The organism is Noviherbaspirillum agri (assembly GCF_054780595.1).
In genome coordinates this window covers 245,314-259,138 of the sequence record NZ_BAAGWA010000005.1, presented here as the reverse complement: position 1 = coordinate 259,138, position 13,825 = coordinate 245,314, and the positions used below count along the sequence as shown (strand labels likewise).

At 60.8% G+C, this 13,825-nt stretch carries 11 protein-coding genes and 1 pseudogene; 1 reads left to right on the top strand and 11 read right to left on the bottom strand.

Translation table 11 applies throughout. The annotated features are described in order from the left end of the window. Positions 1 to 19 precede the first annotated feature (19 nt). The 11 genes and pseudogenes from ACYVIA_RS11825 to ACYVIA_RS11775 form a co-directional block, all read right to left on the bottom strand. The gene (locus ACYVIA_RS11825) at positions 20 to 739 is read right to left on the bottom strand and encodes a class I SAM-dependent methyltransferase (protein WP_460840971.1); all 720 of its coding nucleotides are present in this window, start codon (positions 737 to 739) and stop codon (positions 20 to 22) included. Further along, positions 736 to 1,557 (bottom strand): polysaccharide deacetylase family protein, encoded by an 822-nt coding sequence (locus tag ACYVIA_RS11820; RefSeq protein WP_460840970.1) that lies wholly within the window; start codon positions 1,555 to 1,557, stop codon positions 736 to 738. The genes ACYVIA_RS11825 and ACYVIA_RS11820 overlap by 4 nt, the downstream gene beginning before the upstream one ends. Next, positions 1,554 to 2,261 carry an alpha/beta fold hydrolase gene (locus tag ACYVIA_RS11815; protein WP_460840968.1) on the bottom strand — a complete coding sequence of 236 codons (708 nt, stop codon included), beginning with the start codon at positions 2,259 to 2,261 and terminating at the stop codon, positions 1,554 to 1,556. The genes ACYVIA_RS11820 and ACYVIA_RS11815 overlap by 4 nt, the downstream gene beginning before the upstream one ends. A gap of 3 nt (positions 2,262 to 2,264) precedes the next feature. Continuing rightward, positions 2,265 to 4,667 (bottom strand): MMPL family transporter, encoded by a 2,403-nt coding sequence (locus ACYVIA_RS11810; RefSeq protein ID WP_460840967.1) that lies wholly within the window; start codon positions 4,665 to 4,667, stop codon positions 2,265 to 2,267. Then, the gene (locus ACYVIA_RS11805; RefSeq protein ID WP_460840965.1) at positions 4,664 to 5,263 is read right to left on the bottom strand and encodes a LolA-related protein; all 600 of its coding nucleotides are present in this window, start codon (positions 5,261 to 5,263) and stop codon (positions 4,664 to 4,666) included. Before ACYVIA_RS11805 ends, ACYVIA_RS11810 begins: the two co-directional genes overlap by 4 nt. Then, positions 5,260 to 6,210 (bottom strand): LpxL/LpxP family acyltransferase, encoded by a 951-nt coding sequence (locus ACYVIA_RS11800; RefSeq protein ID WP_460840964.1) that lies wholly within the window; start codon positions 6,208 to 6,210, stop codon positions 5,260 to 5,262. The genes ACYVIA_RS11805 and ACYVIA_RS11800 overlap by 4 nt, the downstream gene beginning before the upstream one ends. A 6-nt stretch (positions 6,211 to 6,216) precedes the next feature. Next, a pseudogene (locus ACYVIA_RS11795) lies at positions 6,217 to 7,877 on the bottom strand (AMP-binding protein). Positions 7,878 to 7,905: 28 nt separating this feature from the next. Continuing rightward, on the bottom strand, positions 7,906 to 8,541 hold the full coding sequence (locus ACYVIA_RS11790) for a COG4648 family protein (protein ID WP_460840962.1): 636 nt from the start codon (positions 8,539 to 8,541) through the stop codon (positions 7,906 to 7,908). Further along, entirely contained in the window at positions 8,541 to 8,825 is a 285-nt protein-coding gene (locus ACYVIA_RS11785) for a phosphopantetheine-binding protein (RefSeq protein WP_460840960.1), read from the bottom strand. Before ACYVIA_RS11785 ends, ACYVIA_RS11790 begins: the two co-directional genes overlap by 1 nt. A gap of 223 nt (positions 8,826 to 9,048) precedes the next feature. Further along, a complete protein-coding gene (gene ssb / locus ACYVIA_RS11780; RefSeq protein WP_460840958.1) occupies positions 9,049 to 9,543 on the bottom strand; it encodes a single-stranded DNA-binding protein in 495 nt (164 codons plus the stop codon). A 76-nt stretch (positions 9,544 to 9,619) separates the two neighbouring features. After that, positions 9,620 to 10,819 carry an MFS transporter gene (locus ACYVIA_RS11775; protein WP_460841087.1) on the bottom strand — a complete coding sequence of 400 codons (1,200 nt, stop codon included), beginning with the start codon at positions 10,817 to 10,819 and terminating at the stop codon, positions 9,620 to 9,622. A gap of 152 nt (positions 10,820 to 10,971) precedes the next feature. On the opposite strand from ACYVIA_RS11775, the gene uvrA reads away from it, so the two are divergent. Beyond that, positions 10,972 to 13,824 (top strand): excinuclease ABC subunit UvrA, encoded by a 2,853-nt coding sequence (gene uvrA, locus ACYVIA_RS11770; RefSeq protein WP_460840956.1) that lies wholly within the window; start codon positions 10,972 to 10,974, stop codon positions 13,822 to 13,824. The last annotated feature ends 1 nt before the right edge of the window (position 13,825 follow it).

The window sequence follows — 13,825 nt, the reverse complement described above, 5'->3', positions numbered from 1 at the left end:
GCGATTGTAACAAACTATGTCAGGCGCTTGGTTGCAGTTTGGCGACCAACAGTATATTTGCAAAGGGCGTGCCCTTATTCATTGGCAAGGTACTCACGGAAAAACCCAGCTTGGCCAACGCAGCCTGCCATTCCGACAACGGACGGCAGAACATGCGGCTGTTGCGGTGACCGCGTACAAAGGTGACCACATGATCGACCAGCACGCTGAACTTGAACGGCAGCCCACCGCTGGCATCGCCCACGCGCAGGATCAGCGTGCCGGACGGGGCGAGTGCATCACGCACACGGCGCAAGACGTCATCTTGCGCTTCATAGTTCACGTAATGCAGGACATCGAGGATGACCACGGCATCAGCCTTGCCGAAGTCGGCTCGGCACATGTCACCCACCGTGAACCTGGCCGCATTGCCGAGCGCCCGCTGGGCGCGCTCGACGTCGCGTGGCATCAGCTCGATGCCGTGGATCGAGACCGGGCTCGGCGCCGCCGGCCAGTTCGCGGGCCAGACACCTTTTTGCGCCAATGCTTTCGCCGACAACAGCCACGACGCGAGCAGCCCCTGGCCGCAACCGATGTCGAGCACGCGCGCCTTGTCGGGAATCAGCCCATGTTCGAGCAGGCCCACAAAGACCGGGTCGCCGCCCAGCTTGCCGCGTGCGAAATGCCAGGCGAAGCGGCCGGCGGATTGATAGGGCGCGGTGGCGACATCGATGAGTTTCTTTACAAACGTTGTAGTCATGGACGTGTAGCGTGAAGAGCGGAAGATAAGGTGACAAATCGGAGTCCAGCTGTCTGGGCGGCTTCGATCAGGGGCGGCAGTACCGCGAGAATGACCGGCTCCCCGGTGCTCGTTCGCGCGCAGTTGCCGTCATGCAGCAGTAGAATCGCTCCCGGCCGCACATCGGGCAGCAAGCGGCTGAGGACGATGGCGGGGTCGCCGGTACGCGTGTCGAAACCGCGCCGGGTCCATGCGGCAAGGCGCAGGCCTAGACGCGCCAGCACCGGGTCAAGGAAAGGATTGCGCAAGCCAGCCGGTGCGCGGAAGAATTGCGGGCGGCGACCGGTGATCGCCGTCAGAGTGTCCTGCCCTGCTTCGATTTCCCGCGCAAAGCCTTTCGGACCGAGCAGTGAGAAATGGTGACGGTGATGCTGGCTGTGGTTTTCCACCGCGTGTCCGCGTTCGACAATCTGTCGACACAGCTCGGGATAGCGCGCAGCTTGCGTACCGATGCAGAAGAAGGTCGCCTTCACGCCGTACCGGTCGAGCAGGTCAAGCACCTTCGGCGTGACGTCCGGATTCGGTCCATCATCAATGGTCAGCGCGATTTCGCGCCGTGCAATCGATGCCGGCGGCAGCATGGTCCAGTTGGGTCCCAGCCAGGTGCTGCGCGGCCAGAGGCCGGCAAACGTCAGCACGAGATGGTTCACGACAAAAGTCGCCAGCACCCATTTCCAGCTCTCGGTCATCAGGACAAGCGCCACGAGCATCACCGCGTGCAGCACGAGCGTCACGCGCACGAGGAGCGGCATGCGCCAGCGTATTGATGCAGACGTCATGCCACATCCTTCCTGTCGTCCTGACACAGACGTGGAGCAATCCGGTCAAGGAAATTGCCCCATAGTCGGCGCCAGACGGGCAAGTCATGCGCCCCCTCGATGGCGTCGACAAATGCGTTTGCCACAGCGTCTGATTCGCCATTCGATATGGCAGCCGCCATCATCTGCTGGCCTTGTGCAAAACGATCCTGCAATCCATACCCAAAGTAGACTTCCACCGACTTCAACGGGCGGGACTGCAGCCAGCGCCATACGTGACGCTCGAGGTCGTCTTCCACAGTGCCGACGCTCCAGGCATGCACGCCGCCGGCGGCACGGATCTCGTTGGTCAACAGTCGGCTGCCCGGATACGGCGCAAGCAGGCAAAGGCCGGCAATGCAGCCGGGATGATGGCTTGCGTAGGCAAGGCTCATGAAGCCTCCGATCGAGATGCCGGCCAGCCAGATTTCCCGATAGCCCAGGTGCTGCGCCGGCGCTATCACGTCGTCATGCAAGCGCTGCAAGGACGTGCGATCAATCGCGTCGCCGACAAAGTTGAGCCGCAGATCGACGAGCACCACATCCAGCGGCATGCCGCGCTCGATGACGGCCTCGACAAAGCCCGCCTCCACCAGGTCATTCGGCTGCTGCAAGGCGCCGGGCAAGACAATGATCAGCGTATCGGGGCGGCACCCCGGATCGGCATGGCAATACAGCGCACGCATCGCTCAGGCCGCCTTCACGTCAGTAGCTGCAGCCGGTCGGCGGGACGAAAAGACCGCGGCATACACCAATGCCAGTACAGCGCCGGGGCCGACTGTCGTGCCGATCGCTTGCAGCACCGGTACCTGCGAAAAGCCAAGCAGGCCGAAACCGGCTACCGTCGTCAGGTTCGCGAACAGAAGGGATGTCAGGGTCTGCGGGGAGATCGTTGCATTCTGCCCCGCTCCAAAGAACAGCGCGTAGTTCGAGCCCACGGCGACCGTCAGGAGCAGCCCGACAAGATGCAGGATCGTCAGGCGCTGGTCACACAGCACGAGGATACCGACAACGGTGATGACCGCAGCCGCAAGCGGCAACATGACACGCACCATCCGCAACGGCGAGCGCAGCGAGATGGCCAGCAAGAGGAGGATGCCGGCAACACCGGCCAGCGACAGCAGCATTGCTTCGCGCAGATAGCCGGAATACAGGTGATCCGATTCTGTCTTGAGATCGACGAACAGGGCATTCGACTGTCCTGCCGCAGCCAGCGCTGCGCGAATCGGCTCCGTTGGAATGCCGATGGTGTGTGCGGTCGATTCCGGCGCCATCAACGGAAGGATTGCGCTCCATTGGTCGCCGCGCTGGAACAGCAGCGAATCCACGGCGAGTGCCAGTGATGTGCCATCGAGGTCGGCACGTTGCAGCGGCGGCCGCGCCTTGGCGGCAGCAACATCTTGCAGGAAGGGTGCAAACACCGCGGCGCGTACCGGCAAGCCGTCCGTCGCCTGCTCCAGGCGCTGTTCGATATCGTCCGCAGGGAGACTTGCCTGGCGCGCACGCTGGCTGGCGATGCTGGGCAGGTAGCGTGCCGGGCTTTCAAACCCCGCCAACACCCCGTTCTCCACCAGCACTGCGAGCCGCTCCGATACCTTCTCCGCCGAGGCCAGCACCTCTTCGCGATCCTTGCCGGAAACAACCACCATATAACGCACGTCCGGCGCGCCCATGTCCGCCCGCAGACGGGCATCAGTCGCTTGATCTGCCTTGGCGACCGGGCTGAGCGAGGACAGCTCCGCGTTCCAGAGCGTCGTACGATGCTGCGCCACAATCACCGCGGCGGCGATCGTCACAAGTAATAACGGCCAGCGCAACAGCGACGCATGCGCAACCAGATGCGACAACCTGTTGCCAATGGCAGATACATCGCGGATACGAAAATCGGCCGGCAACAGGTGCGGCAGCACGAAGCGCGTCACCAATGCCGCTGCAGCCAGGCCGGCAATTGAATACACCCCGAGCTGCGCCAGCCCTGGAAAACTGGAGAGGAGCAGCGACGCGAAGCCCACGATGGAGATCATTACCCCCAGGCGTATCGTCGGCCAGAAATCGGCCACCCAATCGGTCGATGTGGCGGATGCCCCGGCGGCTGCCTGCCGCGACTGCACGAACAGGTAAATCGAATAGTCCACCGCTTCGCCGATCAGCGTCGTCCCGAAGCCGAGCGTGATCCCGTGCACGAGGCCAAAACCAAGGCTGACTGCCACAACGCCGACGACAGCACCAGAGATCACCGGCAACAGGCCAAGCGCCAGGGCAGTGAAGGAACGATAGACGGTCAACAGCAGCGCAACGATGATGAGAGTCCCGATCACCGATAGCCGAGTCACTTCGGATTCAATCGTCTGACGTGACAAGACTGAGAACACGCCGGGCCCGGTCATCACCAGTTTCGCGGCGGCCGCGGTCATGCCTTGCTGCCTGACTGCGGTATTGAATGCATCGCGGATTTTTTCCATCGCCAGCTGCTGGCCATCGGTATCGGCGCCGGCGGCACAGGTCTGCGCAATCAACAGCGCCCTTTCTCCATCGCGCGACGCCCAGGTGCCATGACTCATCCGTGGACGGTTACCGCCATTCATCTGTTCGAACAGCTTGATCATTTCGCCGGTCGGGTCGCGCGGCAACAAGGGTTTGATCAGCATGCCGGCGGGAGACGCGAGCAGGTCGATCGTTTCGCTCAATGCGTCATGCAACCCCTGGCCGGTAAAGCGCTCCGGCGTCACTGCGGGACTCAGCAGATACCGGTTACCGAACAAGAAAGCCTGGTCCTTTTCGGTATGCACAGGTTCGCCGTTGTTGACGGTGACAAAAGCGGCATCATTGCGCAATTGCTGCGCCATGCCCTTGGACAGCGCCGCACGCGTCGGCGCATCGCCACCCTCGATGCCGACCAGGATGAGTCGCGAGACGACGCCGTCACGCAGTTGGTCGAGCAGTACCTGCTGCTCCTTGGTCGGCGACGCCGGCAGGAATGCGGAAAGATCCGCGGTAAACGTCGTGCGGGCAATCACGACGGCGCAAAGCAACAGCCCGAGCAGCCAAGCCAGGATGGCAATGGTGCGGCGCTGGACCGGCAGCCGCTTCATTGCGTTGCAACGCGTTCGATGGTCATCATCGAGCGGTCGCCGTCCGTCTGGATGATGTTGATGCTGCGCACATCATCGCGCGCGCCGGCAATCTCGATGAGATGCACCGAAGTCAGCAGCTTGGCATCGGTTGGATACAGGGTGAGCGTCCAGCGGTCCGCCGCCCCGTCCAGCTTCAGCCGGAACGACGCCTCCAGCGCCTTGCGGTCGCCGGACAGCGTGCCGCGGATGCTGCCGATGAAGCCGGCAAGTTCGGGGTATTCCTGGAGCTGCAGCGTGTGTTTCTGGCGCCCGCGCTCCATCACCAGCGTGTCGCCGTCCACCAGCATGTTTTCGGGCTTGGGTTTGATCGTGCGCTTTTCGAGGCGGTCCGGTGCCGTGTAGCGCAGCTCACCGGACGACTCCACCGGGCGATCCAGCAGGGCGATGTATTTCTTTTCCGCGAAGGTTGCGTGCCCGGCCTTGTTTTTTGCCAAGGATTGCATCAGCTGGTCGATATCCCACCCTGCTGCAAATACTGCCGCCGGCTGCAGCACCGACAGTAATGCGATGGCGAAGATGCCACGCAAACGACCTCGGGATAAAAAATTACTCATTGCCTGCTCCTCACTGCCTGTTCTTCTTTCCCGGGCACCGCCGAGCGCCAGAAATCAAAAAAGTTAAACCAGTTGTAGGGCGCGCGATAGCAGTACTGCTCCAGCAGCTGGGCGTAACGCGCCATTGCACGTTCGATCTCCGCCTGGCGCTGTCCGGCAGCGCTTTGCGAAAAATCGGCGAGCTTTTCAAAATGGATCTCGTATTGGTTACCGCCAAGGTAAAGGCCGACCATGAACACCACCGGGCGGCGCATGATCGCAGCCATGCGGAACGGCCCGACAGGCAGATGCGCGTCGTCGCCGAGAAAGCGTATCGTGCGCACGCTGTCGTCCCCCAGCGAGCGGTCAGCCAGCATGCCCACCAGCGTCCCCTGGTCGAGCTGCTCCTTGATCTTCAGCATGGAGTCGACTCGCCCCAGTCCGATGACGTCCTGCTGTGCGGAAGGATTGATTGCGGCAAGCATGCTGTTGATCTTGCGCGCATTTTCTTCGTACATCACCATCGCGACCTTCAGCCCGGCATGGTGACGCCCAAGCGCACGAGTCGCTTCAAAGCTGCCCATGTGCGCACCGATCAGGAACAACCCCTCGCCGTCGACCAGCATTTCCTCCATCAATTGCTCGCCATGGACCCGGATATCAAACAAGTCGAAGCGCTGGTTCAGCAAATACACGCGGTCATGAATGGTGGAGGCGAACCAGAAGAAGTGCTTGTAGATGTCCGTCCATCGTACGCGACGTTGAAGGATACGGCCGAGATAGGCGCGCGACCCTGCGCGGCTGGCGGGCGCAAACAGGAGGAAGTAGCCGGCAATGAGGTGCAGCACGACGCGACCCGCGGAGCGACCCAGCCTGAGCGAGATCCAGGTCATGATCCGCAGCATCAGCATGTTGCTGCGTTCCGGGCTGCGCGCCCACTCGGCGCCGCTTTCGTTCGAGACGACCATCGTTGCTTACCTGTCCTTGTGTGGACGAATCGAGCCGGTCGCGATCTTGCGTTCGCCGCTGACGATATCGAACTTGATTGCACCGGTGCTCGTCATGTCAAAACTGGCGTGCACCGCTTCGCCCGGGCTCACTGGACTGAGGAATTTGACGCTGCTGATGTCGCAGGACGACAGATCCATGCCGAGGGCCGAACCGATGGCATGGAGCGTTTCGTCGAGCAGAACCACGCCCGGCACGATTGGCGTGCCCGGGAAATGACCGGCAAAGGCCGGATGGTCCGGCGCAATCGGCAATGCGACCTCTTGCGCGCTCATGCACTCTCCTTGCCTGCCTGTTCGACACGGGAACGAGCCAGTTGCTGCAAGGCCTCACGCGGCAGTTTGCCCGTCGCATTGCGCGGCAGTGCATCGACGAATACCAATGGGCGCGGCAGGAATACCGTGTCGATGCGTGCGCGCAGTGCGGCCATCAGTGCGGTGGGCGTCAGCCCCGGCGCAACGACGAAGGCGGTCAGGCGGGTCACGCCGTCCACAACCTCGTCGGGCATGAAGAATGCGCCGTCGACAACGCCGGGAATCGCATTCAGCTGCAGATTCAGGTAGGCCAGCGAGTTGCGCTTGCCGGCGATGTTGACCAGATCGGCCTTGCGTCCATGCAGCAAGAAACGGTTTGCATCGCGGCATTCGATGACATCATTCATCGGTGTCGGCTGCTCGACATGTCCGCCGGAAGCCCAGGTGACACCATCTTTTTCGGTAAAGACAACGCCGTCAAACAGCTCCCATTCCTGGGTGGTCGCCGTATTGCGGACCGCAATCTGCCCCGTCTCAGTGCTGCCGTAGATTTCAAGAAGCGGAGCCCGGAAGCACTCTTCCAGCTCTTGCGCCAGCGCCTGCGACAGCGGTGCCGTTGCCGACATCAGCAGATCGACCGAGGGAATCTCGAGCCCGGCACTGATCACTGATCGCAGATGGACAGGGGTCGAGACCAGCGTTCGTGGCCGGGGCACTTCACTGATCGCGTTGCAGATATCGGCGGGATAGAAATATGGACCGGCGTACAACGCATTTCCGCTTTGCAGGACTTGCAGCACCGTCGATTCGAAGCCGTACATATGCTGCGGCGGCACAGTGCCGATGACGACATGCGCACGCCCGTCATCCAGCTTGCAGAGCTTTGCTTCCGCGCGGACGTTACGCACCAGCGCGCCCCAGGTTTTCCGGTGCGGCACTGGCGTACCGGTAGAGCCGGATGTGAAAACATAGGCGGCCAGTTGTGCCCCGTCCAGCTGCGGCACCTCGTAAGGTGCCTTCGCGTCGACCGCCGCGCGCAGCTCCGGGAAAAGCACCTGCGGCAGCGCAATCGCGCAGTTGGCCGCATCGGTCAGGCAAAACACATCGGGTGCGAACAGCTGCATCTGCCGGATCATCTCCGGTGTTTGCGTCGAAGGCAGCAGGCTGGCCTTGCCGCTGACAAGTGCGGCCGCGAGGCCGACCGTGAATCGGTAGCGGTCGCTGCAGGCATTGAGCATGTGCCTGCCCGCGGGAAGAACGCTGCAAAGTGTCGCCACATCGGCCAGGAAGCGCGCGGCACTGACCGGCTTTCCGTCGCGCCACGCGAGGACGCTTTCTGCGCGTTCGTGGGTAATCAGGGGGAACTTCGACATGGTGTGTTTCGAGTCTGCGGCTGCGTGTTCAGCGGGCTGGAGCTTTCCAGAATACTTTCACGGCGTCGAGGATATGCGCATGTTGCATGTTCGGGTGCAGCGTCCGGCGGACGATATACTCGCCGAGGAACATCAGGCCGATCAGCGGGCCGGTAAAGAAGTTGGCGAAGGCGGACCAGATCTCCAGCGGAGCGGCATAGTAAAGCAGCGTCGATGCCGCCGCCATGAAACTGAAGAAAACTACCCATGCCTGTGTCACCTGCCGGGTATAGCGCTCCATTACCGGCGACAGCTGCCCTTGCACAAGCCGTGCGAAGTACGTGCACATCGGCTCGCGGCCGGCAGCGAGCGTACGCGCGAAAGTGATACCCAGGACCAGCTCGGTGCCGGCGTGCTCGATCCAGTAAATCAGGCTGTAGTGATGCTCAAGCCGGTTCCACGCAACGATGATGAGCACACATGCGACAACGAACGCGGCGAGCATGGCTTTGCGCCAAGTCGAGTTCCATACCATCGAAAAACCGCCGAGCACGATGGGTGCCAGCGCCACCATCGTACCGAGCGTTTCAGTCTGGGCGACATTGGTATAGTGCGCCAGCAGCACATAGCCAATCGCCAGCGCCGCAATCGCCGCGCGCCGCCCGAACTGAAGCAGGCGGGGCATCAGGCCGCTCTCTGGGCGCCAATATAGTCGGTCAGCGTACGCAGCGAGCTGAAAATACGGTGATTGTCTTCGCTATCGGCGCGCAGTTGCAGCTTGTAGCGCTTGGAAACGACAAGCGCAACTTCCAGTACATCGATCGAGTCCAGTCCCAGTCCGTCGCCGTACAGCGGATCGTCGGGGTTGATTTCTTCCGGAGTGATTTCCAGGTTCAATGCCTCAATAATCAGCTCTGCGACCTCGTGCTGGAGGGCGGCATCATAGTTCGCGGCATTTGCAGTGTTCATGATCTCAACTTGCTAACAAAACAACAAAAAGAGGCAACTTTGTTGAAAATTAATCGCAAAAACAATAAGTTGCCGACAGAAAAGCCGTATGTTACCAGCCCCGCTTTGGTGCGCTCAAGATTTTTCCGGGATACGCCAAGGCATGTCGACGTTCAAGCCAACATAAAGAAAAACCGGCCTATATCAGGCCGGTTCATCGTTGGCACTTCTGACAAGGTGCGCTTCAGAACGGGATGTCGTCATCCATATCGCTGAAGTTCGGCGCCGGGCGGGACGCACCGCCGCGTGCTGCGCCACCCGCGTTCGCATTCTGACGTGGAGCCGGGGCACTGCCGTATTCGTCATCCATCGGTGCACCGCCACCCATGCCGCCGCCCATTCCCTGGCGGCTGCCGAGCATTTGCATGGTATCGGCGATGATCTCTGTCGTGTAGCGCTCAACGCCGTCCTTGTCCGTCCATTTGCGGGTCTGCAGACGGCCCTCGACATAAATCTGCGAACCCTTCTTCAAGTATTGGCCGGCGATTTCCGCCAGCTTCCGGTAGAAGGTAATACGATGCCATTCGGTCAATTCCTTCTTTTCGCCGGTGTTCTTGTCTTTCCAGCTTTCGGTGGTCGCGACCGCGATATTGGTGACCGCATCACCGTTCGGCATGTAGCGCGTTTCAGGATCGCGCCCCAGGTTGCCGACGATGATGACTTTGTTGACGGATGCCATAAATTTCTCCTAGAGCTGACTCAATAGTAATCGTGGTGCGAATGGGAATACGAAATGCGGGTATGACGTGCGCGGATCAGGTGCCGGATGCGGTAGCCGCGGCACCACGGCGCGGCAGGTTTTTCATGCTTGCCGCAATTATAAGCCAGACCATCGTCAGTCCTGCAGCAACCAGGAACACGCTCGATGCGCCGAGTTGCTGCTGCAGCCAGCCACCCAGCAGGCCACCGCAGAACAGCCCGAGTGCCTGCAAGGTGTTGTAGACGCCGAGCGCCGCCCCTTTTGCTGCCGGAGGGGCAATGCGCGATACCAGCGAAGGCTGGGATGCCTCAAGAATGTTGAATGAAACGAAAAATGCAAACAGCAGCAGCACCAGCACCGACCAGTGCATGGTCGGCTGCGAGAAGAAGCCCCATAACCCGATTTGCACCAATAGCATTAATGCAATTGCACCGAGAAATACCTGTTTCATCTTGCCTTTTTTTTCGCCGACAAATACCGGAGGCAGCATCAATGCCATGGACGCAACAATGACAGGCAGGTAAATCTTCCAGTGGTCGGCAACCGGCAAGCCGGCGTACTGCACCAACGCCGATGGCACGATGACAAACATTGCCATCTGGGTCAGATGCAACGCGAACACGCCGTAGTTCAACCGCATCAACTCCGCGTTCGCCAGCACCGACGCAAACGGCACCTGCTTTGCAAGCGGTTTTGGAGGCGCCGCGGGAACGACATAAACCACTACCAGGATCGCGAGCGCGGACAGAATGCCGGTCAGCGCAAAGATGCCGCTCATGCCAATCATGCTGTACATCACAGGGGCAGCAATCAGGGAGATCGCAAAGGTCAACCCGATCGAGCCGCCGACCATTGCCATCGCCTTGGTGCGATGCTCATCGCGTGTCGAATCCGCGATGAACGCCGTGACGGCAGCGGAAATTGCCCCCGCGCCCTGGATCGCGCGGCCAACAATGACCCACACCAGACTGGTTGTCGCTGCGGCAATAAACGACCCGAGCGCAAACAGCACCAGTCCGATCACGATCACCCGCTTGCGGCCATATTTGTCGGATGCGGCACCGAAGGGAATCTGTCCGAACGACTGCGTCAAGCCGTAAATGCCCATTGCCAAACCGACCAGAGTCGCATTTTCGCCGCCCGGCATCGAACGTGCGTGCACGGCAAACACCGGCAGGATGAGGAACATGCCCAGCATGCGAAGCGCAAAGATCGAAGCCAATGACAGGCTTGCACGGATTTCCGTGCGGGTCATGCGGGGATTGAGGTCGTCGGACGGATTGGAGGACATCAGGAAAATGGGGTAACCGGGCCGGATACGAGCGGCTTCAAAACCCGTTATAGTATCAGGTTGACCCGTATTAAGCCCATCGTACAGTCACGTTGGGCGCAAGATGAAAGCAGTTCATGGATGAAATAAGAATTCGCGGCGCCCGTACGCACAATCTCAAGAACATCAATCTTGAATTACCCCGCAACCAGCTGATCGTGATCACCGGCCTATCCGGCTCGGGCAAATCCTCGCTTGCCTTCGACACGCTGTACGCAGAAGGCCAGCGGCGCTACGTGGAATCGCTGTCTGCCTATGCCCGCCAGTTCCTGCAGCTGATGGAAAAGCCGGACGTGGACCTGATCGAAGGCCTTTCGCCGGCAATTTCAATCGAGCAGAAAGCGACCTCGCACAACCCCCGCTCCACCGTGGGTACGGTGACCGAGATCCACGATTACCTGCGCCTGTTGTATGCACGCGTGGGCACGCCCTACTGCCCCGACCATCCGGAAAACCCACTGGCGGCACAATCCGTGTCGCAGATGGTGGATGCGGTGCTCGCCATGCCGGAAGACACCAAGCTGATGATCCTCGCGCCGGTGGTGGCCAACCGCAAGGGCGAGCATGTCGACCTGTTCGAGGCGATGCAGGCACAAGGCTTCATCCGCTTCCGCATCCAGAGCGGCACGCATGCGGCGAAGATCTATGAAATCGACGACCTGCCGAAGCTAAAGAAAACCGAGAAGCACACGATCGATGTCGTCATCGACCGTCTGAAGATCCGCGCCGACATGAAACAAAGGCTGGCCGAGAGCTTTGAGACCGCGCTGCGCCTGGCGGAAGGTCGCGCGATTGCACTCGAGATGGACACCGGCAAAGAGCACCTGTACTCCAACAAGTTCGCCTGCCCGACCTGCGGCTACTCGCTGCAGGAGCTCGAGCCGCGCCTGTTTTCCTTCAATAATCCGATGGGCGCCTGCCCGGAATGCGACGGCCTCGGCCACATCGAATTTTTCGATCCGAAGCGCATCGCCGCCTTCCCGAACCTGTCGCTGGCCAGCGGCGCAATCAAGGGCTGGGACCGCCGCAACCAGTTCTATTTCCAGATGTTGTCGAGCATCGCTGAGCATTTCGGCTTCGACCTTGACCTGCCGTTCGATGATTTGCCGGACCAGGCACAGCAGGTGGTGCTGTACGGTTCCGGCAGGCAGACAGTTCCTTTCACCTACATCAACGAGCGCGGCCGCGCCGTGGTGCGAGAACACACGTTCGAAGGTGTCGTCAACAACCTGCAGCGCCGTTACCGCGAAACAGACTCGGTTGCAGTGAGGGAGGAACTCGCGAAGTTCATCAATCAGAAGGAGTGCCCGTCCTGCAAGGGCGCGCGTCTACGCGTCGAAGCACGCTACGTTAAAGTGGGCACCGGCAGGCAGGAGCGATCGATCTACGAGATCGCAAAGACACCGCTGCGCGACACACTGGAATTCTTTGAGAAGCTGAAGCTGACCGGCGCGAAGAAGGAAATCGCCGACCGCATCATCAAGGAAATCACGGCGCGTCTGAAGTTCCTGAACAACGTCGGCCTCGACTACCTGTCACTGGAACGCAGCGCCGATACGCTGTCCGGCGGCGAAGCGCAGCGCATCCGCCTCGCGTCGCAGATCGGCTCCGGCCTGACCGGCGTGATGTACGTGCTGGACGAGCCATCGATCGGCTTGCATCAACGCGACAATGACCGGCTGATCAATACGCTCAAGCACCTGCGCGATATTGGTAACAGCGTGCTCGTCGTGGAGCACGACGAAGATGCAATCCGTTGCGCGGATTACATCGTCGACATGGGTATCGGCGCCGGCGTGCATGGCGGCGAAGTGATTGCCAAAGGCCCGCTGTCCGACATCCTGAAGAACAAGAAATCGCTCACCGCAAAGTACCTGAACGGCACGCTGGCCATCCACGTGCCGAAGAAGCGCACGCCTGCCGATCCGGAGCGTCAGCTGGTCATTTCCGGCGCAACCGGCAACAACCTGAAGAACGTGACGCTGGAACTTCCGGTCGGCCTGTTGACCTGCGTGACCGGCGTGTCCGGCTCGGGCAAGTCGACGCTGGTCAACGACACGCTGTACCACGCCACTGCACGCCATCTGTATGGTTCGCAGGCGGAACCGGCACCGTTTGAGTCAATCACCGGCATGGAGCACTTCGACAAGGTAATCAACGTCGACCAAGCGCCGATCGGCCGCACGCCGCGCTCCAACCCGGCAACCTACACCGGCGTGTTTACGCCGATCCGTGAACTCTTCTCCGAAGTGCCGACCGCGAAGGAACGCGGCTACAGCGCGGGACGCTTCTCCTTCAACGTCAAGGGCGGCCGCTGCGAGGCATGCCAGGGCGACGGCGTGCTCAAGGTCGAGATGCATTTCCTGCCCGACGTCTACGTGCCTTGCGACGTCTGCCACGGCAAGCGCTACAACCGCGAAACGCTGGAAGTGCAGTACAAGGGCAAGAACATCCACGACGTGCTGGAGATGACGGTCGAGGAATCGTTTGAATTCTTCAAGCCAGTGCCGGTTGTTGCGCGCAAGTTGCAGACGCTGCTTGATGTCGGCCTCGGTTATATCCGTCTCGGCCAGAGCGCGACCACGTTGTCGGGCGGCGAGGCACAGCGCGTGAAGCTGTCATTGGAACTGTCCAAGCGCGACACCGGCCGCACGCTGTACATCCTGGACGAGCCGACCACCGGCCTGCACTTCCATGACATCGACCTGCTGCTGAAAGTCATCCACCGCCTGCGCGACCAGGGCAACACGGTCGTGATCATCGAGCACAACCTTGATGTGATCAAGACAGCCGACTGGATCGTCGATCTTGGACCGGAAGGTGGCGCGGGCGGTGGTCAGATCATCGCGACCGGTACGCCGGAAGATGTGGCGAAGACACCGGCCAGCTTCACCGGCAAGTATCTCGCGCCCATGCTGAAGAAGAAGTAAG

What these genes read in the sequence shown, in the direction of transcription:
- ACYVIA_RS11825 (WP_460840971.1), bottom strand. Translation starts at nt 739, where the DNA reads ATGACTACAACGTTTGTAAAGAAACTCATCGATGTCGCCACCGCGCCC.
- ACYVIA_RS11820 (WP_460840970.1), bottom strand. Translation starts at nt 1,557, where the DNA reads ATGACGTCTGCATCAATACGCTGGCGCATGCCGCTCCTCGTGCGCGTG.
- ACYVIA_RS11815 (WP_460840968.1), bottom strand. Translation starts at nt 2,261, where the DNA reads ATGCGTGCGCTGTATTGCCATGCCGATCCGGGGTGCCGCCCCGATACG.
- ACYVIA_RS11810 (WP_460840967.1), bottom strand. Translation starts at nt 4,667, where the DNA reads ATGAAGCGGCTGCCGGTCCAGCGCCGCACCATTGCCATCCTGGCTTGG.
- ACYVIA_RS11805 (WP_460840965.1), bottom strand. Translation starts at nt 5,263, where the DNA reads ATGAGTAATTTTTTATCCCGAGGTCGTTTGCGTGGCATCTTCGCCATC.
- ACYVIA_RS11800 (WP_460840964.1), bottom strand. Translation starts at nt 6,210, where the DNA reads ATGGTCGTCTCGAACGAAAGCGGCGCCGAGTGGGCGCGCAGCCCGGAA.
- ACYVIA_RS11790 (WP_460840962.1), bottom strand. Translation starts at nt 8,541, where the DNA reads ATGCCCCGCCTGCTTCAGTTCGGGCGGCGCGCGGCGATTGCGGCGCTG.
- ACYVIA_RS11785 (WP_460840960.1), bottom strand. Translation starts at nt 8,825, where the DNA reads ATGAACACTGCAAATGCCGCGAACTATGATGCCGCCCTCCAGCACGAG.
- ssb (WP_460840958.1), bottom strand. Translation starts at nt 9,543, where the DNA reads ATGGCATCCGTCAACAAAGTCATCATCGTCGGCAACCTGGGGCGCGAT.
- ACYVIA_RS11775 (WP_460841087.1), bottom strand. Translation starts at nt 10,819, where the DNA reads ATGACCCGCACGGAAATCCGTGCAAGCCTGTCATTGGCTTCGATCTTT.
- uvrA (WP_460840956.1), top strand. Translation starts at nt 10,972, where the DNA reads ATGGATGAAATAAGAATTCGCGGCGCCCGTACGCACAATCTCAAGAAC.